Source organism: Streptomyces sp. NPDC023838, from assembly GCF_040639555.1.
Classification (GTDB): Bacteria; Actinomycetota; Actinomycetes; order Streptomycetales; family Streptomycetaceae; genus Streptomyces.
Map to the genome: position 1 here is coordinate 24679 of NZ_JBFAAD010000044.1, position 25889 is coordinate 50567.

Sequence of the window (25889 nt, forward strand, 5' to 3'; positions counted from 1 at the left end):
AGGTACGAAGAGGGCGCGCCCGGATGGGCTTCGGGCTCCTCGGCCCGCGCCGCGACCGGCACGCGCTCTCCGCCGACCAGGTGGAGGCGCTGGCACTGCCGGTCGGCGACGACGGCATGGTCATAGGCGTGGACGCGGCGGGCCGCCCGTCGGTCCTCGGCATCAACCGCCCGACGGCGTACGACGTGACGCTGATCGGCGGGCTCTGGACCGCGCAGGTGCTCGCGCTGCGGGCGGCCGCGACGGGCGCGCGCGTGACCGTCGAGACGGGCCGGGCCCCCGCGTGGACGGCGCTCGCCCAGGCGGCGGGCGGCGGCCAGCAGTGCATCGCGCTGCACGACGTGGGCCGGGTGCCGCCGCAGGGCGCGTCCGCCGGATCGCCGGTCGTGGTCGTCCGCGACTGCGGGATGCGGCCACCGCGCGGGCGCGTGGTCTCGGGGCCGTGGCAGTCGGTGCTGACGCTGCTGCCGTATCTGAGCCCCGTGGCGCCCCGGTTGCTGGAGAAGTCGGATCTGGTCGGTGTGCAGCGGGTCTCGCCGGACGAGGCCGCGCAGATCGGGCGGATCATGCACCTCCCGCAGGCGGAGACGGAAGCGCTGTCCACGCTGGCGGACGGGGTGACCCTGTGGTGCGGTGCCCGCGACCGCCAGTTCGTGATGACCCAGGCCACGGACGCGGAGACCGGACTGCTCGGCTCCGCCCGGCGGATGGACTGAACGGTCCGCGCCGCGCGCGTTCCGTCACAGGGATCACAGGACGGCAGAACCACAGGACCACAGGACCACAGGACCACAAGGAATTGAGCAGGTACGACTGGTCTCAACCGAGTATGTGAACGGTTCGTTCACGCTCGGGTACGCGAACGGCTCGTTCACACTCGAGTACGCGAACGGCTCGTTCACACTCGGGTACGTGAACGGCTCGTTCACACTCCGGCCGCACTGCGGCCGCACGGCGACGCCCCCCCTGTCACTTGACGGCAGCGTGCGGGCACGACGTGATGGAGGGGACAGTCGGTGAGGGGTGGCCGGGCCTGCCGGTGCGGTGTTGTCGGCGATTAGGCTGGGACGGCCTGCGAACGAAAGGAATCCGGTGAACAGCGATCAGGACCAGTTCCGCACCGGCGGGAACGCGCGCGACGAGAATCGGTCCGACGCCGATCCCGAGCCCACGGGTGAGTTCACCATCGACTACACCCCGCCGGCCTGGTACACGCAGAACGCGGCGCCGAGCGCGGACGCGGCGACGCCGCCTCCCCCGCCGCCCGCCGGGCCGCCCGTCGCGGTTCCCGGCCTGCCCTCCAGCGGCGGCTACCAGCCGAGCTGGACGGCCACGCCTCCGCCGCCGGGCCCCGCCCCGGAGGCGGTCCAGGCAGCACCCCAGGCCCCTGCTCCCACTCCCGCTCCGGAGGCGGCCGCCGAGCCGCAGCCGTTCGGGGGCGGGGACATCGAGAGCGGCGCGACGATGCGGTTCTCGCCGGGCTCGCTGAAGCGGGAGCTCGCGGAGCGGCTGGCGGCGGCGGACGCGGCGAAGGCCGAGGCCGAGGCCGCGAAGTCGGCCGCCGAGGCGGCCGCCGATCAGCCTGCCGATACGGATGTGGCCACGGATTCGAGTGCGGCTGCGGGTGCGGAGACGTCGTCCGGCGCCGATGGCGTCGCCGATGACTCCGTCGCTCCCGCGCCGGTCGCCGACGACGCGTCTGTTGACGCGTCCGGCAAGGACGAGGCCGCGGTGACTTCTGCCGAGGACGCCGACGGTACGGCCCAGGCCGAGCCCGAAGCCGGGATCTCCGGTCCTGGTGGCTCCGAGGGCGCCGTACCGGAGGCCGACGCGGCTTCGGCTGAGCCCGAGCCGGTCGCACCCGCCGCCGAGGCGGCCGGTGCCGAGCCCACCGAGCCGTCCGACGCCGCCCCGGCCTGGCCCAGCACGGCCACCCCGGCTCCCACCGACCAGTCGCCCGCCGAGCCCGCGGACTCCGTCGACTCCACCGACTCCTCCACCGACTCCGGCGACTACGTGACCGCCGCGCCGGTGACGGCCGAGCCGGCCGACGCCGTGCCCGCCGAACCCGTGCCCGCGCCGCCGGTCGCCGAGCCGGCCGACGCCGTTCCCGGCCATCCCGTCGCGGACGCGGCTCCCGAGGACGCCGTACCGCAGGAGGCGCCGGTCACCCCGACCGACCAGCCCTGGGCCGCACCGGCCCAGCAGGCCCCGCAGGCCCAGCAGCCGGGGCTGCCGCCGTTGCCGCCCGCGTACCAGCCCGCCGCGCCGGCGCCGGCGCCGCAGTGGCCCGTACCGGCGCCGCAGCAGCAGCCGATGCCGCAGACCGGGCAGGCCGCGTGGCCACTGCCGCAGGGCGACCAGCAGCCGGCCCCGGGCACGCCGAACGTTCCGGCGCCGCAGCCCGTACCGCCGACGGCCCAGCAGGGCGGCTTCCCGCTGCCCCAGCCCAACGCCCCGACTCCGGCCCCGGCCCCGGCCCCGCAGGCGGGGTACGGCTTCCCGCAGCCGGGCACGCCGAACGCCCCGGCCCCGACGGCCACTGACCCCAACGCCCCTGCCCCGCAGGGCGCTTACGGGTTCCCGCACCCCGGCACGCAGGGAGCACCGGCCACGCCGACCGCCCCGGCCCCGACCCCGACGGCCGCCGACCCCAACACCCCTGCCCCGCAAGCGGGATACGGCTTCCCGCACCCCGGCACGCCGACCCCCAGCCCCAACTCCCCCGCCCCGCAAGGCGGTTACGGGTTCCCGCAGCCCACCCAGGCCCAGGCCGCCGCCCAGGCCCAGCCCCAGGCCGCCCCGACCCCGCCCGCGCCCCAGGCACCCCAAGCCCCCCAGCCCCCTCAGGGCGGCTACGGCTTCCCCCAGCCCGGCCCGGCCGGTGCGGCCCCCGGCGCCCCCCTCCCCGTACCCCACCAGCAGGCACCGCACCAGCAGGCCCAGCCCCCGGCGCAACCGCAGCCGCAGCCGCAACCGTTGCCGCAGGCGCAGGCGCCCGCCGGGCCCGTGGATCCTCGGAGCGGGGCCGGGTGGCCCTCCCCCGTGGCGCACGACCAGCGCGAGCGTTCCGTGCCGGGCGCGCCGCTCGGGTACACCGCGGCCGTCGAGCTCTCCTCCGACCGGCTGCTGCGCAACAACAAGCAGAAGGCGAAGAGCAGCCGTAACCCCGGCGGCGCCTCGCGCTTCAAGTTCGGCAGCAAGAAGGAGGAGGCCGAGCGGCAGCAGAAGCTCAACCTCATCCGGACTCCCGTGCTGTCGTGCTACCGGATCGCGGTCATCTCCCTCAAGGGCGGTGTCGGCAAGACGACCACCACCACCGCGCTGGGCGCGACGCTGGCGACCGAGCGGCAGGACAAGATCCTGGCGATCGACGCCAACCCGGACGCCGGTACGCTCGGCCGCCGGGTGCGCCGCGAGACCGGGGCCACCATCCGCGACCTGGTCCAGGCGATCCCGTACCTCAACTCGTACATGGACATCCGCCGGTTCACCTCCCAGGCGCCGTCCGGCCTGGAGATCATCGCCAACGACGTTGACCCGGCCGTGTCCACGACGTTCAACGACGAGGACTACCGGCGGGCGATAGACGTCCTGGGCAAGCAGTACCCGATCATCCTGACCGACTCGGGTACGGGTCTGCTGTACTCCGCGATGCGCGGCGTCCTCGACCTCGCGGACCAGCTGATCATCATCTCCACCCCGTCCGTGGACGGTGCGTCGAGCGCGTCCACGACCCTGGACTGGCTCTCCGCGCACGGGTACGCCGACCTCGTCCAGCGCTCCCTCACCGTCATCTCGGGGGTCCGCGAGACCGGCAAGATGATCAAGGTGGACGACATCGTCCAGCACTTCCAGACCCGCTGCCGGGGCGTTGTCGTGGTCCCGTTCGACGAGCACCTGGCGGCGGGCGCCGAGGTCGACCTCGACATGATGCGGCCCAAGACGCGCGAGGCGTACTTCCATCTGTCGGCGCTGGTGGCCGAGGACTTCGTACGGGCCCAGCAGCAGCAGGGGCTGTGGACCGGAGACGGGGTCAACCCGCCGCCGCACATGGCTCCGCCGATGCCGGGCCAGTACGCGCCGCCGGCCGGGCAGGCCGTGCCTGGCCAGCCGATGCCGGGGCAGCCCGTCCCCGGGCAGCCGTTCCCCGGTCAGGCCCAGCCCCAGCCGTATGCGCCGCAGCAGCCTCAGCCATACGGGGGGCAGCAGCCGCCTCAGGGTTGGCAGCAGCCGCAGCCGCCTCAGCAGTAGGAGCGGCAACACCGAAGGGCCCGTACCGTCCGAGCGACGGTACGGGCCCTTCGGCCTGAAAATCCTTCGGCCGCGGACCGTGCGTGGCTGGTCGCGCCCACCCGGCGGAGCCGCACAAGGTCACAGCCCGCACCCCTACTGGAGCGCCCTCCGAGCGCCCACCTCCGACGGCAGTTCCCACACGAACGTGGCCGCACACATCGTGCCCAGCCACCACGCCATCACCGCAGGCAACAACGGCAGCATGAGCAACATGAGGCCACGGCTGCTGACACCACTCGCCGCGCCTCGCCGGGCCTCTCGCTGGCGCGCCCAACTCTGCTCGGGCGTCGGCGGGTTGGCGAGCCGCTCGCGAATCTGGCGGCGCCCGCGTACCCAGCCCCAGGCCAGACCGGCAACGCCCGCAGCCCCTTCGACGACGTAACCGGCCTTGCGCCAGCCGTCGGGCAGCCCGGAGACCAGGCCGTCGAAGAGTGCGCAGGCGGCAGCGCACACGAGGACCGCCGTCAGCAGGCCGGCGAAGCCGAATCCGGCGCGCCGCAGCCAGTAGCGCGGACCCCGGCGGTACCACGTGGTGCCGACCACGGGCAGTTTCGCGGGAGTCACACCCTCAGAAGAGACCCGTGAAGCCATGCCACACCTTCTTCGCTCCGTCCTTGGCATCGCTGCCGAGTCGCTTGACGTCCCCCCACGTGTCGGACGCGACGTTGGCGGAGCCGTGCAGGATGCCGCCGATCACGCCGTGGTCGTGGATGTCCTCGCTCCAGTGCTCGTGGAACGCCTCGTCGAGCAGGTCCGTCGTCCCGATGATCACCATGCCGCCGACTCCGGCGACCACGGCCACCGGCACGGTGATCTCCGAACTCGCCACCAGGGCGACCGCGGCGGTGCCCGCCGCGAGGCCCCCCAGCGCCGCACCCCCGTCCACCACCACCGAGTGCGTCCACGACCACCCCTTGTCGTGGTCGTCCTTCGCCTCCAGGAGGCCGCAGACGCTCGCCGCCGCCACGTCGACCACCGGGATCTCCTTGAGGAACTCCGGCAGCTTCTCCAGGCTCTTGCCCAGCCGCAGCGCTTCCGCCGCGTCCCCGACCTTCACATTGAGCGCGTGGTCGTACGGCAGCGCCGAACTGCCGTGCTCGGCTCGGGCGATGTCGGTCTCCAGGCTGTCCAGCTTGGTCAGCGCGTCCTTGTAGGCGAGGCGTGCCGGGGAGTCCTTGGGCAGGGTCTTGCCCTGCTTCTGCCAGTCCTTGCGCTCGGCCCGCAGGTCCTTCTTCGCCTCGTCCGCCTCCTTCTTGGCATCGTCCAGCTTGGTGGCGGCGTCTTTCCCCTTCACCCGGGTGCGCTCGGAGTCGTACGCGTACAGGCCGCGCAGATAGTCGGCGATGGTGACCTTGTCACCCTTCGACACCTCGGAGGTGTCCTCCTCGTACAGCTTGTTGAGCGCCTCGGCCGCGTCGAGGCGGGCCTGCTGGGCGGTGTGCAGGATCTCGTCGCGCACGGTCCCGTAGTCCGTGAGCGCCTTGATCGCCTTCTGCTCGTCGGGATGCGGCGGGTTGTTGGTCATCAGCTGGCCGGGGACGCCCTTGGGGCCCATGGGGACGCCGGCCTTCACGGCGACGTCCTCGGCGTTCTGCAGCGCGCTCTCGGCCGCGGAGAGGTGGTCGGCCAGCGTCGTGAGGATCTCGCCGGTCGCGTGGACCAGCTCCGCGAACCCGCCCGCCGTCAGCGCGTCCTCGCTCCACTTGGCGCGGAACGACTCGGCCGCCTCGCCCTCCCAGGCCGCGTCCTTGGCGAGTTGCTCGACGACCGTGCCCAGCGGCTTCACGATCGATTCGAGGTCGTGCTTGGCGTTCTTGTAGGCGTCGCCCATCGTGCGGATGCCGCCGATGTCCCCGCCCACCCAGCTGTCGCTCACCGCGTGCCCTTCACATCAGGTCTTCGAAGAGACCGTGTACGTCGATGTCGTTGCGCTGCATCGAGTCGTGCGCGTACTTCACTTTGTCGCTGTGGTCCTCCAGCCGGTCCGACAGCTTGTCGTGCAGGCCCGCTATCAGGTCGGCCATCGCCTTGATGGCCGCGTCGCACCCGGCGTCGCCGGAACCGGCCACCGCGGGCTTCACGTTGGCGTGCATGTCCCGGTAGATACCGGCTTCCTTGTGGAAGGTCGACGCCATCGCGTTGAGGTCGGCCAGAAGGACCTTCACATCGGCGCTCATGCCTCTGCCCCGTTCTCTCCGTAGGTACGCTCCAGATCCTCCGACTGCCATCTGCGGCCGCCCGGCGCCACCTCCGGGTCGAGGCGCACCTTGGGCAGCCGGGCCTCGCGCATCGCCTCCGCGAACGGGCCGAGGGAGACGGCGATCCAGGGCTGCATCGGGCCGAGCGCGTCGACCAGCTTCGGCAGGCTACTGAAGGCCACCGGGACCGGCGGTCCCGAGGGCGGCCGCAGCAGCTCGAAGTCGACGCGCGGCGCGGCGCCTCCGGCTGGATAGCGCGGGTGGGCCGGGACGAACACCGGTGTGTGGTACGGCGGGACGCCGGGTTGCGCGGTCCTGGCCGCGTCGACGCCTACGATGCCGAGGATCCGGGACACGTTCGGTTCAGCCACGTGTCTCAACTTAGGCGCCGCTCCGATCCGTCAATACGACGAAAACCGCCCAAAGCCTTCACCCATAGTCAATGGATGCCAGCTCTTGGGCGGTTTCTGGTCACTGATTGACCATCGTTTGACTGGTCCTAGGCGCGTGCCTCGCGTGCCTCGCGTGCCTCATCCGCCTCGATCAGCTCGGTCGAGCGCTTCACATCGCGCGCGATCGCTTCGAGCAGCGCCTCGATCGACTCGAACTTCTCCTGCCCGCGTACGTACGCGAGGAAGTCGACGGCCACGTGCAGCCCGTACAGATCGAGCCCGACGCGGTCGATCGCGTACGCCTCGACCGTGCGCTCGGTGCCGTCGAACTGCGGGTTGGTGCCGACCGAGATCGCGGCGGGCATCCGCTCGCCGTTCGCGGTGAGCCAGCCCGCGTACACGCCGTCGGCGGGGATCGCGGTGTGCGGCAGGGTCTCCACGTTCGCGGTGGGGTAGCCCAGCTCGCGGCCGCGCTGCGCGCCGCGCACCACCACGCCCTCGACGCGGTGCGGACGGCCCAGGATCTCGGCGGCACCCTCCACATCGCCCTCGGCGACCAGGCGTCGGGTCAGGGTGGAGGAGAACGGCTGGCCGCCGGCCGCGTCGCCGGTGACGAAGTGGTCGATGACGTCCACCTCGTAGTCGTACGTCTCGCCCAGCTCGGCCAGGAACTCCACGTTGCCGGCCGCCTTGTGGCCGAAGCGGAAGTTGGGGCCCTCGACGACCACGCGCGCGTGGAGCTTGTCGACGAGCGCCTTGACCACGAACTCGGCCGGCGACAGCTTCGAGAACTCGCTGGTGAACGGGAGGATGAGCAGCGCGTCCACGCCGAGGTCCGCCATCAGCTCGGCGCGCCGGTGGTGCGGGGCGAGCAGCGGCGGGTGGCTGCCGGGGCGCACGACCTCGCTGGGGTGCGGGTCGAAGGTCACCACGACGGAGGGGATGCCCAGCTCACGGGCGCGCGCCACGGCCCGCCCGATGATCACCTGATGCCCGCGGTGCACCCCGTCGTAGGAGCCGATGGTGACGACGCTGCGTCCCCAGTCCTGGGGAATGTCCTCCAAGCCACGCCAGCGCTGCACTGTGACCGCTCCTCGCCCGAAACTCGCCCGAAATCCGAACCCGTGTACGTGAGAGTCGGCCTCTCACACAGGTCTAAGACTGCCATGCCCGGCGTGTTCGGCTCGCATCGGCATGGGCACCGCAAGCGTCTCGACCGTACGCCGGGCGCTCGGCCCGATCACGGCCGACCACTCGTGCGGCGCCTGGACCAGCCAGCCCGCCACCTGAACGGCGAATTCCGGTACTTCCCCGGCCAGCTCGACGATCCGGCGGTCGAAGCAGCAGGCGCCTTCGGGGGTTCGCGCCAGGAGCAGCGCGGTGCGGTGGACCAGGTCACGGGTGCGCGCCTCGGGGCGCTCCCCGGCCCCCAGTGCCGCGGCCCGCAGCAGGGCGTGCAGGACCGCCGGGTCCCGCGACTCGTACCGCTCGTATTCGAGGAGTACGTCCAGGAGCTCGGCCCGCAGGGGGCGCGAGGTGCGGCTGCCGGGGGCGGCGAGCACCGGCGCCAGCGCCCGCCGCACCTGCGGCGAGCAGCCCCGCAGGATGGACGTGACCAGCGGGAAGAGCACGGCTCTGGCGGCCGGTCCGTACTCCAGGCGCCGCTCCACGAACGCGGCGGCGTGCGCCGCGCCGTCGGGGTGGCGGTCCAGATAGCCGCGGACCAGGGTGGCCGCGCGCCGGGCGAGCGCGGGCGTGTTGATCTCGGCGAGCGCCCCCAGCACCTCGGCCGCGGCGTCGCCCGGCTGGTCCAGGCGCGTCTGGAAGGCGGCGAGCACCGGCTCCGGGTGGGTGGTGAGGGCGGCGACGAGCGCGGCGGCGGGCAGCCGGGGGTCGCCGCCCGTGTACCGGGCGAGCGTCTTGTCGAGGTAGCGGGCGCGGGTGCGGGGGTCGCGGATGAGCAGGCCGAGCGCGGCGCCGTGCAGGGGGGTGTCGGCGGACCGGGCGAGCAGGGCGAGGGCCGCGTAGCGCAGCAGGTCGCGGTCGGCGCCGGTGGTGACGTACGGCGCGACGCGCGGCCCGTACGCGGCGGCCGCCACCCGGCGTTCGGGCCGGTCGTCGTGGGCCCAGCGGTCCACGGCCCGGCAGAGCGCGGACGGCTCGTCCTCGGCGAGCGCGGCCAGGAGTTCGTCGGCCCGGGCGTGCGCGGTGGTGACCAGGGCCTCGGTGAGGTCGTCGATGGCCAGTGAGCGGCGGGCGTAGAGCAGGGCCTGCGCGGCCCCGGCGACGGTCGGGCGCATCGCGCTGCCCTCCGGCGCGGGCAGCGGCCGCTCGTCGGTGAACCACCGGCACAGCAGCGGCTGTACGCTGCGGGGCTCGGCCGCGAGCCGCCGGTCCACGGCGTCCAGGTATCGCTCCCACTGGGGCGCTGCCCCCGGCGCCCCGTCGGCGGGCACCAGCCGCCGCATCAGCTCCATCCGGCGGTCGTCGCCGATCCGCAGCCGCTGCCAGAACCACGGCCCGAACGCGCCGAGAGAGCCGAGCTCCCCCGGCCCGCCCGCGCGCACCGACCGCTCGCTGATCCGGTCGGCGAGCAGCCGCAGCACACAGAGGTACGAACGGGGCTCGGGCACCCTCAACAGCGTCTGCGTGAGCAGATGGACGGCCCACCAGCAGGCGTCCTCCACCCGGTCCGGCTCGCCCGCGCCGGGCCCCGTCGCGAGCCGGTCGAGCGCCTCCACCAGCTTCGCCAGGCGCGGGGCGAGCCGGTCGGCCCCGTGCTCGCGGTCGAGGAGCAGCAGGGCCTGCAGCACGGGGCCGACGCGGTGCCGGGGCACGGGGAGCGTACGTGGCTCGTCCTGCGGGGGCGCGGGCGTCGTCCCGGGCGCGGGCGGCGGCGGCCCCGGCCGGAACCGCCGCCCCCGCCTGCCGTCCTCACGGCGGGGGGCGCGGCGCTGGTCGGGGACGCCGCCGGGCGTCGGCCCGGGGGGTTCCTCGCCCTCGCCCGCGTGGGCGGCGGCGCGCGAACCCGGCGGTGGCGGCACGTATGCCGTCGCCTCTCCGCTCTCCCCGCCCGGCCCGCTCGTGCCGGGCCTCGACGGCAGGCGGGCCGGGGCTCGGTCGGCGGCGCCGGGTGCGTCCTCGCACCAGCGGTGGACCAGGGTGTGCAGGGCACCGTCCAGGTCGAGGTGGGCGGCCTGGAGCCAGTCGGCCAGCTCCTCGTGCGCGAAGCGGTAGCCGGAGCCCGCCGGGACCAGCAGGCCCTCGGTGAGGACCGCCGACGCCCAGCCGGTGCGCCAGGGGAAGATCTCCTCGAAGTTCTCCCGGTCCAGCTCGCCCTGACCGGGGCCCAGACAGCGCCGGGCCGCCTCGTGGACCCGGCCCGAGACCCGCGCGGCCAGCCGTCGCACCGCCGTGCCGCGCAGCGCGGGGCGCCGGGCGGCCGCGAGCCGTACCGCCACGCGCAGGCACATCAGGTCCAGATGGGCGGCGAAGACGTCCTCGCGGCCGGGCCGGCCCGGCACCTCGCCCGGCAGCGCCTCGCGCACCTCGGCGAGCAGCCGCAGGGTGAGCGGATGGCGCCCGGCCCGGTCGGCCAGGGCGCCGTCCGGGATGCCGTACCGCTCGCGGGCCCGGGCGGCCTCCTTGCGGGAGAGGTCGCCGATCCGCACGGCGTGCGGCAGCCGGGCCGCCTCGGCCGGGTGCAGCGCGTCCGGCGGGAAGAGCGCCCCGGCCTGCTCCCAGTGCTCGGGGCGGCAGGCGACCACGAGCCGAGCCCCGGCCTCGCGCAGCCACGCCGCCGTACCGGCCGTCCACTCGGGCAGCCGGTGCGCGAGGACGGGCGGCATCTCCTCGGGCCCGTCGAGCAGGACGAACAGGGGGCGCCCGGCGTCCGAGGCCAGCCGTGCCACCCGCTCGGGGGTGGCGCACTCCATGTCGCCGGGGGCGCCCGCGGCCGCCACGATCCGGCCCGCCTGCCGCAGCGCCCGCGCCACCGCGTCGGCCACCGAGCCGTCGCCCGCGCGCAGGTCCGCGCCGCGCAGCCACACCGTGGGGGCGGGCTCGGCGCCCCGGGCGCGGCGGGCGGCGAGGGCGGCGAGCTCGGTGGTGCGGCCGGTGCCGGGGTCCCCGACCAGGCCGAGCACCGAGGCGCTCCCGGCCGCGAAGTCCGTGAAGTGCCGTACGGTGAGCCGCCGTTCGACCGGGTCCTCGCGCACGCCCGGACCGTCGGCCGAGCCCACCGAGGTCGCGGTGAGCTGGAGCGCGCCCGCCAGGTTCAGGTCCTCGCCGTACCCGGGAACGGTCGCCGCGTTGCGCCGCAGCAGCTCTTCCAGCGGGCCGCCGTCGGGGCGCAGCGGCACCGCGAACCCGGCCGCCCGATGCGCCGCGTGCAGCGCGGTGCCGAGCACCCCGAGCACCGCACCCGTCGCCGCGTCCAGGACCGGCCCGCCCGCGGCCTCCCCGCCGAGCCGCAGCGCGTCGGCGCCCTCGGTGCCGATCGCCAGCTCCAGGGCGGAGGCGAGGAGGTGGAAGCGGTCGGTGGCGGTGTAGGTGACGGGCGACTCGCCGAGCACCCGTGCCTCGCGCCAGCCGTGCGCGGCGATCCGCACGTACGTGCCCGCGGCGACCGACCCCCGGGCGGCGACGGGCAGCGGCCGCACCTCCAGGCCGTCGGTGCGCACCAGGGCGAGGCCGGCCTCCGGCAGCGGGGTGACGTCGTCGGCCTCGGCGAGGCAGGTGCGCTCGCCGGGCGCGTGCACCACCACCCGGCTCAGCCCGTCCACCGCTTCGTGGCTGGTCACCACGGTGCCGCGGTCGTCGGCGACGAAGCCGGCCCCCCGGGTACGTCCCGCCAGATCGCAGATCCGTACCAGTGTCTCCCGGCCCCCGTCACCGTCCCCGCGTCCCATGTCCGAAACGGTAGTTCTGGGATGATCCACCCGAGAAGAACGCGAGACGAAAGCGCCCCCGAGTGCACCCCGCTTTCACTACGAGCGCCTGCCCCCAAGGGTGAAAACACGTGTGGCGGGCTCGCAAGGAGCCCGCCACACGTTTGAGAACCCGGGACGAGTCCCGGCCGCACCCGTCGCGGGGCTAGCCGAACACCGCCAGGCTCTTCGCCTTGCCGCGCTGGCTCTCGACGAGCGCCAGCAGCTTCTCCCCCGGCCCGTAGACGGCGACCGGCTTGCCGTCGCCGTACACCTCGGGCATGTCCAGGCGCACCCCGTTCAGCAGGAGCCCCCCGCGCCGCTCGTCCACGTCCCAGCGGGCGAACGCGGCGGCCGCGGCCTCGGCGACCGGCATCACCGTCAGCTCCTCCTGGAGCTGGTCGAGCGTGCGCGCCGCGTCCAGGCCGTAGGGGCCGACGCGGGTGCGCCGCAGCGCGGTCAGATGTCCGCCGACACCGAGCCCGGCGCCCAGGTCGCGGGCGAGGGCGCGGATGTACGTACCGGAGGAGCAGACCACCGAGACGACCAGGTCGACGACCGGGGTGCCGTCCTCGGCCACCGCCTCGCGCACGTCGTACACCCGGAACGAGGAGACCGTCACCGGACGGGCCGGGATCTCGAAGTCCTCGCCGCCGCGCACGCGCGCGTAGGAGCGCTTGCCGTCGATCTTGATGGCCGAGACCTTCGACGGGACCTGCATGATGGCGCCGGTCAGCGCCGCGACCCCGGTGTCGATGCCCTCGCGGGTCACCTTCGAGGCGTCGGTGGACGAGGTGATCTCGCCCTCGGCGTCGTCGGTGACGGTGTCCTGGCCGAGGCGGATCGTACCGAGGTACTCCTTCTCGGTCAGGGCGAGGTGCCCGAGCAGCTTGGTGGCGCGCTCGACGCCCAGAACGAGCACGCCCGTCGCCATCGGGTCGAGCGTGCCCGCGTGGCCGACCCGGCGGGTCCTGGCGATCCCGCGCATCTTGGCCACGACGTCGTGCGAAGTGAAGCCGGACGGCTTGTCGACGATGACAAGGCCGTCCGGCGTCTTCTGTACGTTGCTCATTCGGCGGCGGTGCCCTCGTCGTCCTCGTCGTCGTCACCGGGCTTCTTGTACGGGTCGGCGTCGCCGGCGTACTTCGCGCCCGAGGAGACCTCGCGCACCGCGGCGTCCGAGGCCCGCGCCTTGTCGAGCAGGTCCTCGATCGTCTTGGCGTTCTCCGGGAGGGCGTCCGCCACGAACGTCAGGGTGGGCGTGAACTTGGTGCCGGCGGCGGCCCCGACGGCCGAGCGCAGGATGCCCTTGGCGCTCTCCAGGCCGGCGGCCGCGCTGGCCCGGTCCTCGTCGTCGCCGTAGACCGTGTAGAAGACCGTGGCCTCCCGCAGGTCGCCGGTGACCCTGGTGTCCGTGATGGTCACGTGCGTACCGAGGCGCGGGTCCTTGATGCCGCGCTGCAGCTTCTGGGCGACCACCTCCCGGATGAGGTCCGCCAGCTTCTTCGCCCGCGCGTTGTCGGCCACTGGTCCTTCTCCTTCTTTGCCTTGCTCAAGCTCAGTTTTCAGTCTTCGTCACTGTGGAGCCTGCGTCGTACCGACAGCAGCTCCACCTCCGGCCGGGCGGCGACCATGCGCTCGCACCGGTCGAGTACGTCTGTGAGGTGCCCCGTGTCGCCGGAGACCACCGCCAGGCCGATCTCGGCCCTGCGATGGAGGTCCTGGTCGCCGACTTCCGCCGCGCTCACCGCGTACTTGCGCTGGAGTTCGGCGACGATCGGCCGGACGACGGAGCGTTTCTCCTTCAACGACCGTACGTCGCCGAGGAGCAGATCGAAGGACAGCGTCCCCACATACATAGGTGTCCGGATATCCCGCCGGTCCGGGGTAGGTGGCCCCGTCAATGACTTGGCGGGGACACCAGAACCGTACACGCAACGGCCGGGGCCGATCGACGGAAATAAGCTCCGCCGACCGGCCCCGGGTCGATACGACGATCAGCCGCGCGGCTTCTCGCGCATCTCGTACGTCGCGATGACGTCGTCGACCTTGATGTCGTTGAAGTTTCCGAGGTTGATACCACCCTCGAAGCCTTCGCGGATCTCGGTGACGTCGTCCTTGAAGCGGCGCAGACCCTCGATGTTGAGGCTCTCCGCGATGACCTTGCCGTCCCGGAGGAGGCGGGCCTTCGTGTTCCGCTTGACCTCGCCGGAGCGGATGAGCACACCCGCGATGTTGCCGAGCTTGGACGAGCGGAAGACCTCGCGGATCTCCGCGGTGCCGAGCTCGACCTCCTCGTACTCCGGCTTGAGCATGCCCTTGAGGGCCGCCTCGATCTCCTCGATGGCCTGGTAGATCACCGAGTAGTACCGGACGTCGACGCCCTCGCGCTCCGCCATCTGCGCGGCACGGCCGGCCGCACGGACGTTGTAGCCGATGACGATGGCGTCGGAGCCCATCGCCAGGTCGATGTCGGACTCGGTGACCGCACCCACACCGCGGTGCAGGACGCGGATGTCGACCTCTTCACCGACGTCGAGCTGGAGCAGCGAGGACTCGAGAGCCTCGACCGCACCGGACGCGTCGCCCTTGATGATGATGTTGAGGTCCTGGACCAGACCGGCCTTGAGCACCTGGTCGAGGTCCTCGAGGGACACCCGGCGGGTGCGCTTGGCGAAGGCCGCGTTGCGCTCACGAGCAGCACGCTTCTCGGCGATCTGACGGGCCGTACGGTCCTCGTCGACCACCAGGAAGTTGTCGCCCGCGCCCGGGACGTTGGTGAGACCGAGGACGAGGACCGGAGTCGACGGACCCGCCTCTTCCACGTTCTCGCCCTTGTCGTCGAGCATGGCGCGCACTCGGCCGTAGGCGTCACCGGCGACCATCGTGTCGCCGACGCGGAGGGTACCGCGCTGGACGAGGACGGTGGCGACGGCGCCGCGACCGCGGTCGAGGTGGGCCTCGATCGCGATGCCCTGCGCGTCCTGCTCCGGGTTGGCCCGCAGGTCGAGCGAGGCGTCGGCGGTGAGGACGACGGCCTCCAGCAGGGAGTCGATGTGCAGACCCTGCTTGGCGGAGATGTCGACGAACATGGTGTCGCCGCCGTACTCCTCGGCCACCAGACCGAACTCGGTCAGCTGACCGCGGACCTTGACCGGGTCCGCACCCTCGACGTCGATCTTGTTCACCGCGACCACGATCGGCACGTCGGCCGCCTTGGCGTGGTTGAGCGCCTCGATCGTCTGGGGCATCACACCGTCGTTCGCCGCCACCACGAGGATCGCGATGTCGGTCGACTTGGCACCACGGGCACGCATGGCGGTGAACGCCTCGTGACCCGGGGTGTCGATGAAGGTGATCTTGCGGTCCTCGCCGTTGACCTCGGTCGCGACCTGGTAGGCACCGATGTGCTGGGTGATGCCACCGGCCTCGCCCGCCACGACGTTCGTCTTGCGGATCGCGTCGAGCAGTCGGGTCTTTCCGTGGTCGACGTGACCCATGACGGTGACGACCGGCGGACGCGCCACGAGGTACTCCTCGCCGCCCTCGTCCTCGCCGAACTCGATGTCGAAGGACTCGAGCAGCTCGCGGTCCTCCTCCTCCGGGCTGACGATCTGAACCGTGTAGTTCATCTCGCCGGCCAGCAGGTGCAGCGTCTCGTCGGAGACGGACTGCGTGGCGGTGACCATCTCGCCGAGGTTCATCATCACGGCGACGAGCGACGCCGGGTTGGCGTTGATCTTCTCCGCGAAGTCGGTGAGCGACGCACCGCGCGACAGGCGAACGGTCTCGCCGTTGCCGCGAGGCAGCATCACGCCGCCGACCGACGGGGCCTGCATGGCCTCGTACTCCTGGCGCCTCTGACGCTTCGACTTGCGACCGCGACGGGCGGGCCCGCCGGGACGGCCGAAGGCACCCTGCGTGCCGCCACGGCCACCGGGGCCGCCGGGACGACCGGCGAAGCCGGGACGACCGCCGCCGAAGCCGCCGCCACCACCGGGAGCGCCACCGCCACCGCCGGGACGGCCGCCGAAGCCACCGCCGCCACCGGGACGACCGCCGCCGCCGGGACCGGCCGGACGGCCGGCGAAGCCGCCGCCCGCAGGACGGCCGGCGCCGCCCGGACGGCCACCGGGGCCACCGGGACCACGGCCACCGGGGCCGCCGCCGGGACGCGGGCCCGCAGCGGGACGCTGCGGCATCATGCCGGGGTTCGGACGGTTACCGCCCGGGGCACCGCCGGGGCGCGGAGCGCCGCCCTGCGGGCGGGGCATACCGCCCGGGGTGGGCCGGCCGGAGGGAGCACCCTGGCCCTGCGGACGCGGAGCGCCACCGGGGCCGCCCTGCGGACGCGGGGCACCACCGGGAGCACCGGCGCCACCGGGACGCGGCGCGCCGCCGCCGGGACGGGGCGCCTGCGGGCGCGCCATGCCGGTGGAGCCGCCGGAGGTGAAGGGGTTGTTGCCGGGACGGGGACCCGCGGGACGGGCACCGCCCGGACGCGCGGCGCCCTGGCCCTGCGGACGCGGGGCACCCGGACGGGCACCCTGACGCTCGCCGCCCTGACGCTCACCCTGACCGCCGGAGGCGGCGGGGCGGGCGGCCGGACGCGGGCCGGGAGTGGCACCCGCGGGACGCGGGGCCTGCTGCTGCTGCGGCGCGGGGGCCTGGGCAGCCGGCGGAGCCGAGAACTCGGCCGCGGGGACCGGAGCCGCCGGGGCGGGCTTGGCCGGCGCGGGCTTGGGGCCCGGGCGCGGGCCGGGGGCCGGCGCCGTGGACGGAGTGCTGCTCTTGGGGGCCTCGGCGGCGGCCGGCTTGGGGGCCGGGGCGCCGGGCTTGGGGGCAGCGGGACGTGCCGCCTGCGCCGGGGAGGGCGCGGCGGGCTTGGCAGGCGTCGCCTTGCGGGGCGCGCCGGGCTTGGCAGCGGACTTGCCGGCGTTGCCACCGGGCCCCTGCAAAGCGTCGGTCAGCTTGCGTACAACCGGCGCCTCGATCGTCGAGGACGCCGAACGGACGAATTCACCGAGTTCTTGGAGCTTGGCCATGACGACCTTGCTCTCAACCCCGAACTCCTTGGCGAGTTCGTATACCCGGACCTTAGCCACTTCGCTCCTTTTAGGTCCGGGTTACCGCCGGACCGTCGCTACTTCATGGGCGTACTCATCGCGTACTCATCGAGTGCTCATCGCAATCTCGACCTACTTCCAACTCGCGAGGTACCTGACCGCACGGTGTTCCGTGCCGTACTTCTTCTTACGGTGCTGCCTGCTCGACGTGCTGACGCACGGCCTCGCTGTCCAGCTGCTCCTTGACCTTGAAGGCCCTGGAGAGCGCCCGGCGACGGACCGCCAGGTCGAGACAGACCGAGGCGGGGTGAACGTACGCACCCCGGCCGGGCAGCGTACCGCGAGGATCGGGGACGCAAGCGCCCTCGACCTCCACGATGCGCAGCAAATCGGTCTTGGCCGCTCGCTCCCGGCACCCCACACAGGTTCGCTCAGGGCATGCGCGGGCATGCGTCCGGCCAGACACGTTTAAGTCTACCTCCCCGTACCGACCTCACCCCTTTGGGGCAAAAATCGAACGGCTGTTGTCCTAAAAGATCGCCATGACGGCAACAGCAGCGGGGCCCGGTCCTATTCCCGGGCCCCGTGGCCGTCTGCTCAGTCCTGCTCGGAGGGCTGCTCCGTGTCCGGCCTGATGTCGATGCGCCAGCCGGTGAGCCGCGCGGCGAGGCGGGCGTTCTGGCCCTCCTTGCCGATGGCCAGCGACAGCTGGTAGTCGGGCACGGTCACCCGCGCGGAGCGGGCCGCCATGTCGACGACCTCGACCCGGGAGACCCGGGCCGGGGAGAGCGCGTTCGCCACCATCTCGGCCGGGTCGTCCGACCAGTCGACGATGTCGATCTTCTCGCCGTGCAGCTCGGCCATGACATTGCGCACCCGGCTGCCCATCGGGCCGATGCAGGCGCCCTTCGGATTGATCCCCGAGCGCGTCGAACGGACGGCGATCTTCGTGCGGTGGCCGGCCTCGCGGGCGATGGCGGTGATCTCCACCGAGCCGTCCGCGATCTCCGGCACCTCCAGGGCGAAGAGCTTCTTCACCAGATTGGGGTGGGTGCGCGAGAGGGTCACGGACGGACCGCGCACACCCTTCGCCACCCGTACGACGTACGTACGAAGGCGCAGTCCGTGCGTGTACTCCTCGCCCGGGACCTGCTCCTGCACCGGCAGCATGGCCTCCATCTTGCCGATGTCGACCAGGACGTTCTTGGGGTCCTTGCCCTGCTGGACGACACCGGTGATCACGTCACCCTCGCGCCCGGCGAACTCACCGAAGGTGATGTCGTCCTCGGCGTCGCGCAGCCGCTGCAGGATGACCTGCTTGGCGGTGGTGGCGGCGATCCGGCCGAAGCCGGTCGGGGTGTCGTCGAACTCCTTGGCCTCCTGGCCCTCTTCCAGGTCGGCCGGGTCTTCCTTCGCCCACACGGTCACATGACCGTTCTCGCGGTCGAGCTGCACGCGCGCGCGGCGGAAGCTTCCCTCGGTGCGGTGGTAGGCGATGAGGAGGGCCGACTCGATGGCCTCGACCAGCAGGTCGAAGGAGATCTCCTTCTCCCGTACCAAACCCCGCAGGGCACTCATGTCGATGTCCATGGCTACGCCTCCTCTTCCTTCTTGTCCTTGCGGTTGAACTCGATTTCGACGCGCGCCTTGACGATGTCGGCGAACGCGACCCGGCGGGCGGTGGCCTTGCGGCCCTTCACGCCCGGCACTTCGAGGTCGACACCCTCCTCGTCGGCCGCGAGGATCCGCGCGACCAGCTCCCCGTCCTCGCGCAGCGTCAGTCGGGCGAGCCGCCCGGTGGCACGCACGTAGTGGCGCAGCTCGGAGAGCGGGCGCTCGGCACCGGGGGAGGTGACCTCGAGGACGTACTCCTCGTCACCCATGACGTCGCTCTCGTCGAGCGCGTCGGAGACGGCGCGGCTCAACTCGGCACAGGTGTCCAGCTCCACGCCCTCGTCGGAGTCGACGACGATCCGCAGCATGCGGCGACGGCCGGCCCGGGACACCTCGATCTCCTCGAGATCGAGTTCCTTGGCGCTGACGAGCGGTTCCAGCAGTCCGCGCAGCCTCTCGCTCTGGGTCGTGCTCATCCGGGTGACTCCTCGGCCGCGTGTGCTGTTGTGGGTCGTCGCTTACGGCATACGTCTGCGCCGTACTTACGGCATACGTCTGCGCCGTCAGGTCAAAGGGTATCCGGTCCCGGGGGGTGTTGCCGTCCACCCTGGGCGGGGCGCGGGTACGCTCGCCTGCGGTGATCACTTGGCGGCCCCCGGGCCCGGAGCCCACAGGGGAGACAGACGTGCCCGCGACCAGGACGCCCACCTCGCGCAGAGCCGCCCTCGCGGCGACCGGTGCGGCCGCCGCGGCCGGGCTCCTGGCCGCCTGCTCGGACGGCCCGTCGCCGCAGACCGGCCGGAGCGAGACGGAGCGGGCCCGCGCGGCACGGGCGGAGGCCGCCCTGCGCCTGCGCACCTCGGCGGCGAGCGCCGCGCTGCGCGACCGGTACGAGGCGGTGGCGGTACGCCATCCGGCGGTACGGGAGCGGCTCGCGCCCCTGCGCGAGGAGGCGGCGCAGCACGCGTCGGCGCTGGCGGCGGCCCCCGCGCACCTCGCCTCGCCACCTCCGGCACCCGTCCCCGACGACCCCGCCGAGGCGCTGCGCCAACTGGCCACGACAGCCCGCCAGGTCTCGGACACCCACGCGGCGGCGCTCACCGAGGCGCCCCCGGAGCTCGCCCGGCTGCTGGCCTCGGTCGCTGCGGCGGGCGCGGTCCACGCGTATCTCCTGACGCGACGGGAGGGCCTCGGCTGATGTCGGCTCTGGAAGCGGCCCAGGCCGCGCTCGCGGCGGAACACGCGGCGGTGTACGGGTACGGGGTGCTCGGCGGCCGGGTCGCCGAGCCGCGCGGAGCCGAGGCGCGGGAGGCGTACGCCGCCCACCGCGCCCGCCGCGACGCGCTCGCCCGGACCGTGCGGGACCTGGGCGCCGCGCCGGTCGCGTCGGCGGCCGCGTACGCGCTGCCGTTCCCGGTGCCGGACGCGGCGGCCGCGGTGCGGCTGGCGGCCGAGCTGGAGGACCGGGTGGCGGGCGTCTACTCCGATCTCGTACGGGCGGCCGAGGGCCCGTTGCGCCGCGAGGCGGCGGCCGCGCTGCGGGAGGCGGCGGTGCGGGCGGGGAGGTGGCGGGGCGGGAGCGTAGCCTTTCCGGGGCTCGCCGAACGTCCGGGCCCGACCGGCTAGCTGACCAAGGGGACGACGCACGCATGGCTTTCGAACCGCCTGAGCGGCTGGTACGCGCGCTCGGCGAGACGTACGGGGACGACGTCGCGGCGCGCTGGCTGGGGCAGTTGCCCGCACTGGTGGACGCGGCGGTCGCGGAGCGCGGGCTCACGGTGGACCGGGTGCAGGCACCGGGGGGCCGCAGCAGCCTGGTCCTCCTCGTACGGCGGCAGGACGGCACCCCGGCGGCCCTGAAGCTGGCCCCCGCCGAGGCGCGGCCGGAGCTGGAGCGGGCGGCGCTGCGGCACTGGAAGGGCTGGGGTGCGGCGCAACTCCTGGACGCGGACGTCCCGGACTCCCCCTCCCTCCTGCTGGAACGCCTGCACCCCGAGGTGTCGTTGCGTTCGCTCCCCGAGGCGAAGGCGCTCCTGGAGGCGGCGGGAACGCTGCGCCGCCTGTGGGTGGAGCCGCCGGCCGCCCACGGCTTCGAGACGGTGGCGGACCGGACGGACCGTCAGGCGGCGGTGATGCGTGGCGAGTTGCCGGAGGAGCTGGCCCCGCTGGCGGAGGCGGCGCTGAGCGCCCGCACCACCCTGACCACGTCGTCACCGGAAGAGCTCCTCCTCCACGGCAACTTCCGCCAGAGCAAGGTGCTTTCGGCCGAGCGTTCGCCGTGGCTGACGGTGGGTCCGGAGCCGCTGGTGGGCGAACGCGCCTACGACTTGGCCCGCTTGGTCCGCGACCGCGTCGAGGACCTGATCGCGACCCCCAGCGGCGCGTCCGTGGCGCGGCGCAGGGTGAACAAACTGGCGGACGCGCTGGATGTCGACCCGGCGCGGCTTCATGGCTGGACCCTGTTCCGAGCGGTGGAGTCCGGCCTGCGCGCGCGGGCCGCGGGCCGCGCCCAGGAGTCGGAACTCCTGCTGGAGTTCGCGGGCTGGCTGTAGCGACGCGCCCCTCTTTGGCCCGGGGTTCGCCTGCGGGCCGGCGGGGGCTTGTCGTGCCCACGCGACGGAGCCGCACATGTCACAGCCCCGCGCCCCTTTTGGGCCCGGGGTTCGCCTGCGGGCCGGCGGGGGCTGGCCGCGCCCACGCGACGGAGCCGCACATGTCACAGCCCCGCGCCCCTCTTTGGCCCGGGGTTCGCCTGCGTGCCGGTGGGGGCTTGTCGCGCCCACGCGGCGGAGCCGCACATGTCAGGGCCGTCCGTCGGGTGCGGGTCCGGTTGGGCTGAGCGCGCAGTTCCCCGCGCCCCTAAGAGATCCGGCCGGTGGTCGAGTGCGGGTCCACTCGGGCTGGTCGCGCAGTTCCCCGCGCCCCTCAGAAACCGGGCCGTCCGTCGGGTGCGGTCCGCTTGAGCTGGGAGCGCAGTTCCCCGCACCCCCAAAAGACCGGCCGTCGGGGCGATTCCGGGGATGCCGCGCAGCGGCACTTGAGGGGCGCGGGGAACTGCGCGACCAGCCCCCGCCGGCCCGCAGACAGACAGGGTCCTGGGGCGAAGCCCCGAAAACCGGGGGCCGGGGGGTAGCCCCGAAAACCGGGGCCGGGGTGTAGCCCCGAAAACCGGGGGCCGGGGTGTAGCCCCGAAAACCGGGGCCGGGGTGTAGCCCCGAAAACCGGGGGCCGGGGTGTAGCCCCGAAAACCGGGGGCCGGGGCGAAGTCCCGAAAACCGGGGGCCGGGGGGGCAGCCCCGAAAGCGGGTCCCGGGGCGTAGGCCCGCAAACGGGGGGCCGGGGGCGTACCCCCCGGGGAGGTCGCCTCGGCCCACCCCACGGCTACCCCCGCAGCCGCGCCACCGCCTCCGCCACAGAAAGCTCCTCCCGCTCCCCCGTCCGCCGGTCCTTGAGCTCCAGCACACCCTCCCCGGCCCGCCGCCCCGCCACGAGGATCCGAGGCACCCCCAGCAGCTCCGCGTCCGTGAACTTGACCCCGGGCGACACCCCCGCCCGGTCGTCCACCAGCACCCGCAACCCCGCAGCGGCCAGCTGCGACGCCGCGTCCAGCGCCACCTCCGTCTGGAGCGCCTTGCCCGCCGCCACGACGTGCACGTCCGCCGGCGCGACCTCGGCGGGCCAGCACAGCCCGTGCGCGTCGGCCGTCTGCTCGGCCAGCGCCGCCACGGCCCGCGAGATCCCGATCCCGTACGACCCCATGGTCACCCGCACCGGCTTGCCCTGCTGCCCCAGCACATCGAGCTGGAACGTGTCCGCGTACTTCCGCCCCAGCTGGAAGATGTGCCCGATCTCGATCGCCCGGTCGAGACGGAGGCCCGCGCCGCACGCGGGGCACGGGTCGCCCTCCTCGACGACGACCACGTCGAGGTAGTCGTCGACCGAGAAGTCCCGCCCGCACACGACGTTACGGGCGTGCGTGTCCGCCCGGTTCGCCCCCGTCACCCACGCCGTGCCCGGCGCCACCCGGGGGTCGGCGATGTAGCGGACCTTGTCCAGGCCCTGCGGGCCGACGTAGCCGCGTACGAGATCGGGCCGGTCCGCGAAGTCCTCCGCCGTCACCAGCTCCACCACCGCGGGCGCCAGGTGCTCGCCCAGCTTGCCCAGGTCCACCTCGCGGTCGCCGGGTACGCCGACCGCCACGATCTCGCCGTCCACCTTGACCAGGAGGTTCTTGAGGGTGGCGGAGGCCGGGACGCCCAGATGGGCCGCCAGGCTCTCGATCGTGGGGGTGTCCGGCGTGTCCAGCTCCTCCACCGGCCCGACCCCGGACGCGTCCACGGCCGCCGCGACGAAGGTCACCGCCTCCGTGTTCGCCGCGTACTCGCACGCCGGGCAGTCCACGAAGGTGTCCTCGCCGGCGGCGGCCGGGGCCAGGAACTCCTCCGACGCCGAGCCGCCCATCGCCCCCGAGACCGCCGAGACGATCCGGTAGTCGAGCCCGAGCCGGGCGAAGATCTTCCGGTACGCCTCGCGGTGCAGCGCGTACGACTCGGCCAGGCCCTCGTCCGTCGTGTCGAACGAGTACGAGTCCTTCATCTGGAACTCGCGCCCGCGCAGCACGCCCGACCGGGGCCGCGCCTCGTCCCGGTACTTGGTCTGGATCTGGTAGAGCATCACCGGCAGGTCCTTGTAGGACGTGCACTGGTCCTTGACGGTCTGGGTGAAGATCTCCTCGTGGGTGGGCCCGAGCAGATAGTCCGCGCCCTTGCGGTCCTTGAGCCGGAACAGCAGGTCGCCGTACTCCTCCCAACGCCCGCTCGCCTCGTACGCCTCCTTGGGCAGCAGCGCGGGCAGCAGCACCTCTTGGGCGCCGATGGCGTCCATCTCCTCGCGGACGATGTTGGAGATGTTGTCCAGGACCTTCTTGCCGAGCGGCAGCCAGGTCCAGATACCAGCCGCGTTGCGCCGTACGTATCCGGCCCGGACCAGCAGCTTGTGGCTGAGCGTCTCCGCGTCCGCCGGGTCGTCGCGCAGTGTCTTGACCATCAGACGGGACATGCGCTGGACCTGGGCGGCTGCCATGGGGATCTCTCCTGTACGTACACGGGTGGTCTCAGGAGGTTATCCGCGCGCCACGCGCGCGTGGAAATCGGTTTACGGCCGCCGCAGAGGCAGGTGCGCGCCCATGACGGCGTAGGGCCGCGCCGCACTGGGGAAGTGGACCTGGCCCGCGAGGTCCAGATATCCCAGCGCCCGGTACAGCGCCCGCGCCGGGCTCTCCGTGTCGATCGCGGAGAGGATCGACCTCGGCTCGGCCGCGCTGTCGGTGATCCGGGTGATGAGCTCCCGGCCGGTGCCCCGGCCCTGGTGGGAGGGGTGGACATGGAGCTCGGTGATCACGAAGGAGTCGTCGAGCCAGGCGTCGGTGCCGTTGTGGCGCAGATACGGCTCGACGACCGTGGACCACCAGTGCGTACGGTCGTTGGGCATCCCGTACACGAAGCCGACGAGTCGTCCGTCGGGGGTGGTGGCGCCCAGGGCGCGCGCGCCGGGGCTGGCGAGGTGGCGCAGCACGATGTGGCGGCGCACGCCGACCTCCTCGGGGCTGAGCCCGAAGGCGACCGCCTGCACGGCGAGGGCCTCGTCCACGCGAGCGGCGAGGTCGAGCGGTCCGACCGTGACCTCGGGGACCCGGGGACCGGCTCCAAAGGAAGGTGCCATGGTCCGCACCCTACTGTCAGACGGAATGCTCGGAAGAGCCGCGAGAGTCCGCAGAGTCGGCGGAGTCAGAAGAGGACGCTCATGAACGCCCCCGTCTCACGGAAGCCGACCCGGCGGTAGCAGGCGCGTGCCGCCGTGTTGAAGTCGTTCACGTAGAGGCTGACGACCGGGGCCACGTCGGCGAGCGCGTAGCGCAGGACGGCGGCCATGCCGCCGACGGAGAGGCCCCGGCCCCGGTGCTCGGGAGCGACCCAGACGCCCTGGATCTGGCACGCGCGCGTGGTGGCCGCGCCGATCTCGGCCTTGAAGACGACCTTGCCGTCCTCGACGCGGGCGAACGAGCGCCCGGAGCCGACGAGTTCGGCGACGCGTGCCTGGTAGAGCAGCCCGCCGTCGCCCGCCATCGGGGAGACGCCGACCTCCTCGGTGAACATGGCCACGCACGCGGGCATGATCACGTCCATCTCGTCCTTGCGGATCCGGCGGACGTACGGGTCGGGGACCACGTCGTCGGGCATCCGCTCGGTGACCATCAGCGGCTGCTGCGGGCGGACGTCTCGGGCGGGCCCCCAGTGCGGCTCCAGGAGCCTCCAGAGCAGGGCGGTCGGCTCGGCCGGGCCGACGATGGAGGAGCAGCGGCGGCCGGTGCGGCGGGCGCGGTCCGCGAAGGCGCGGACGGCTTCGGGGGTGGCGCAGATCGGGACGAGGTTGGCGCCGGAGTAGCAGAGCGAGCGCAGCTTGCCGTCGGCGTACCAGCCCCACATCTCGCCGCCGAGGCGCCACGGGTCGAGCCCGGCGACCTGCACGCGCGAGGCCACGAAGGCGTTGGCGACCGGCTCGCTCTCCAGGACGGCGAGCGCCGCGCCGAGGTCACCGGGTTCGAGGACCCGGGTGGTGGTCTGCGTCAACACGTGGGGCCTCACCATACGGTCTGCTGATCTCCGCACTGTACCCGGCGGGGGCGCCCGGCCGCCGCCCTGCCCGGCTTCGCCGGGGGGGGGTGCGGTGTCTCGCCTGCGGGCCGCCTGTGGCCGGTCGCGCAGTTCCCCGCGCCCCCTTTTTGGCCTGGGGTTCGTCTGCGGGCCGGTGGGGGCCGGCCGCCTGGAGGCCCCCACCCCGCCCCTTCCCGAAAGCCCTGCGGGCGGCTGGGGCGGCGCCTTGGAGTCCGCGCTCGGGCGCGGGCCGGTGGCGGCTGGTCGCGCCCACGCGGCGGAGCCGCACATGTCACAGCCCCGCGCCCCTTCTCGGCCCGGTGTCCCTCTGCGGGCCAAGGGGGCTGGTCGCGCCCACGCGGCGGAGCCGCACATGTCACAGCCCCGCGCCCCTTGAGGCACAACGGGGCCCGGCCAAAACCAGCCCCTCCGGCGTTTGAGGAGCGGGGTCCGGGGCGGAGCCCCGAAGCGGGGCGCAGGGGCCACAGGTCCCGCGAGCGGGGTTCGGGGGCGTAGCCCCCCGGGGGGGCCGCCTCAGCCCACCCCCCACCCCCGGAGGGTTTAGGGAAGGGGCGGGGTGGGGGGCTCACCCCGCCACAGACACCCGCGGCTCGCCGGACATCACGCCGTCCTTCTCCATCTGCTCAGCGATCTTCATCGCTTCCTCGATCAGCGTCTCGACGATCTTCGACTCCGGGACGGTCTTGATGACCTCACCCTTCACGAAGATCTGCCCCTTGCC

Annotated in this window: 21 protein-coding genes and 1 pseudogene; 5 read left to right on the forward strand and 17 right to left on the reverse strand. The window is 73.5% G+C overall.

Annotation, left to right across the window (positions count from 1 at the left end):
• Positions 1-23 precede the first annotated feature (23 nt).
• Positions 24-716 (forward strand): hypothetical protein, encoded by a 693-nt coding sequence (locus AB0G17_RS33390; protein ID WP_361390790.1) that lies wholly within the window; start codon positions 24-26, stop codon positions 714-716.
• Between the two features lie 376 nt (positions 717-1092).
• Positions 1093-4254, forward strand: coding sequence for an SCO5717 family growth-regulating ATPase (locus tag AB0G17_RS33395; protein ID WP_361390756.1), 3162 nt, complete (start codon positions 1093-1095; stop codon positions 4252-4254).
• Between the two features lie 135 nt (positions 4255-4389).
• On the opposite strand, the gene AB0G17_RS33400 is transcribed toward AB0G17_RS33395, so the two are convergent.
• The 13 genes from AB0G17_RS33400 to rimP form a co-directional block, all read right to left on the reverse strand.
• Positions 4390-4860 carry a hypothetical protein gene (locus AB0G17_RS33400; RefSeq protein ID WP_361390758.1) on the reverse strand — a complete coding sequence of 157 codons (471 nt, stop codon included), beginning with the start codon at positions 4858-4860 and terminating at the stop codon, positions 4390-4392.
• 4 nt (positions 4861-4864) lie between these two features.
• A complete protein-coding gene (locus AB0G17_RS33405) occupies positions 4865-6172 on the reverse strand; it encodes a WXG100 family type VII secretion target (RefSeq protein WP_361390760.1) in 1308 nt (435 codons plus the stop codon).
• Between the two features lie 10 nt (positions 6173-6182).
• On the reverse strand, positions 6183-6473 hold the full coding sequence (locus tag AB0G17_RS33410; protein ID WP_361390762.1) for a DUF6317 family protein: 291 nt from the start codon (positions 6471-6473) through the stop codon (positions 6183-6185).
• A complete protein-coding gene (locus AB0G17_RS33415; protein ID WP_361390764.1) occupies positions 6470-6865 on the reverse strand; it encodes an SAV_915 family protein in 396 nt (131 codons plus the stop codon). Before AB0G17_RS33415 ends, AB0G17_RS33410 begins: the two co-directional genes overlap by 4 nt.
• A 128-nt stretch (positions 6866-6993) precedes the next feature.
• The gene (locus AB0G17_RS33420) at positions 6994-7968 is read right to left on the reverse strand and encodes a bifunctional riboflavin kinase/FAD synthetase (protein WP_361390766.1); all 975 of its coding nucleotides are present in this window, start codon (positions 7966-7968) and stop codon (positions 6994-6996) included.
• A 63-nt stretch (positions 7969-8031) separates the two neighbouring features.
• Positions 8032-11796, reverse strand: a complete 3765-nt coding sequence (locus tag AB0G17_RS33425; protein ID WP_361390768.1) for a trypsin-like peptidase domain-containing protein — start codon at positions 11794-11796, stop codon at positions 8032-8034.
• 184 nt (positions 11797-11980) lie between these two features.
• Positions 11981-12886, reverse strand: coding sequence for a tRNA pseudouridine(55) synthase TruB (gene truB, locus AB0G17_RS33430; RefSeq protein ID WP_361390770.1), 906 nt, complete (start codon positions 12884-12886; stop codon positions 11981-11983).
• Positions 12883-13341, reverse strand: coding sequence for a 30S ribosome-binding factor RbfA (gene rbfA, locus AB0G17_RS33435; protein WP_361390772.1), 459 nt, complete (start codon positions 13339-13341; stop codon positions 12883-12885). The genes truB and rbfA overlap by 4 nt, the downstream gene beginning before the upstream one ends.
• A 38-nt stretch (positions 13342-13379) precedes the next feature.
• Entirely contained in the window at positions 13380-13673 is a 294-nt protein-coding gene (locus AB0G17_RS33440; RefSeq protein WP_067164897.1) for a DUF503 domain-containing protein, read from the reverse strand.
• A 138-nt stretch (positions 13674-13811) separates the two neighbouring features.
• Positions 13812-16919 (reverse strand): translation initiation factor IF-2, encoded by a 3108-nt coding sequence (gene infB / locus AB0G17_RS33445; RefSeq protein ID WP_361390774.1) that lies wholly within the window; start codon positions 16917-16919, stop codon positions 13812-13814.
• A gap of 148 nt (positions 16920-17067) precedes the next feature.
• Positions 17068-17346 carry a YlxR family protein gene (locus AB0G17_RS33450; RefSeq protein WP_344079018.1) on the reverse strand — a complete coding sequence of 93 codons (279 nt, stop codon included), beginning with the start codon at positions 17344-17346 and terminating at the stop codon, positions 17068-17070.
• A 131-nt stretch (positions 17347-17477) separates the two neighbouring features.
• On the reverse strand, positions 17478-18470 hold the full coding sequence (gene nusA / locus AB0G17_RS33455) for a transcription termination factor NusA (RefSeq protein WP_361390776.1): 993 nt from the start codon (positions 18468-18470) through the stop codon (positions 17478-17480).
• A gap of 2 nt (positions 18471-18472) precedes the next feature.
• Positions 18473-18970 (reverse strand): ribosome maturation factor RimP, encoded by a 498-nt coding sequence (gene rimP, locus AB0G17_RS33460; RefSeq protein ID WP_361390778.1) that lies wholly within the window; start codon positions 18968-18970, stop codon positions 18473-18475.
• Positions 18971-19179: 209 nt separating this feature from the next.
• Between rimP and AB0G17_RS33465 the strand changes: the two genes are divergently transcribed.
• Genes AB0G17_RS33465 through AB0G17_RS33475 form a run of 3 tightly spaced genes read left to right on the forward strand, consistent with a single transcriptional unit; the run spans position 19180 to position 21046 of the window.
• On the forward strand, positions 19180-19692 hold the full coding sequence (locus tag AB0G17_RS33465) for a hypothetical protein (protein ID WP_361390780.1): 513 nt from the start codon (positions 19180-19182) through the stop codon (positions 19690-19692).
• Complete coding sequence (locus tag AB0G17_RS33470) at positions 19692-20120, forward strand: ferritin-like domain-containing protein (protein ID WP_361390782.1); 429 nt, start codon at positions 19692-19694, stop codon at positions 20118-20120. The genes AB0G17_RS33465 and AB0G17_RS33470 overlap by 1 nt, the downstream gene beginning before the upstream one ends.
• A 23-nt stretch (positions 20121-20143) precedes the next feature.
• Positions 20144-21046 (forward strand): aminoglycoside phosphotransferase family protein, encoded by a 903-nt coding sequence (locus AB0G17_RS33475; protein WP_361390784.1) that lies wholly within the window; start codon positions 20144-20146, stop codon positions 21044-21046.
• 829 nt (positions 21047-21875) lie between these two features.
• On the opposite strand, the gene AB0G17_RS33480 is transcribed toward AB0G17_RS33475, so the two are convergent.
• From AB0G17_RS33480 to AB0G17_RS33495, 4 genes and pseudogenes are all read right to left on the reverse strand, one after another.
• Positions 21876-23576 carry a proline--tRNA ligase gene (locus tag AB0G17_RS33480; protein WP_361390786.1) on the reverse strand — a complete coding sequence of 567 codons (1701 nt, stop codon included), beginning with the start codon at positions 23574-23576 and terminating at the stop codon, positions 21876-21878.
• Positions 23577-23648: 72 nt separating this feature from the next.
• On the reverse strand, positions 23649-24215 hold the full coding sequence (locus tag AB0G17_RS33485) for a GNAT family N-acetyltransferase (protein WP_361390788.1): 567 nt from the start codon (positions 24213-24215) through the stop codon (positions 23649-23651).
• A 65-nt stretch (positions 24216-24280) separates the two neighbouring features.
• The gene (locus tag AB0G17_RS33490) at positions 24281-25123 is read right to left on the reverse strand and encodes a GNAT family N-acetyltransferase (RefSeq protein WP_361390792.1); all 843 of its coding nucleotides are present in this window, start codon (positions 25121-25123) and stop codon (positions 24281-24283) included.
• 610 nt (positions 25124-25733) lie between these two features.
• A pseudogene (locus AB0G17_RS33495) lies at positions 25734-25889 on the reverse strand (4-hydroxy-3-methylbut-2-en-1-yl diphosphate synthase); the annotation flags it as partial.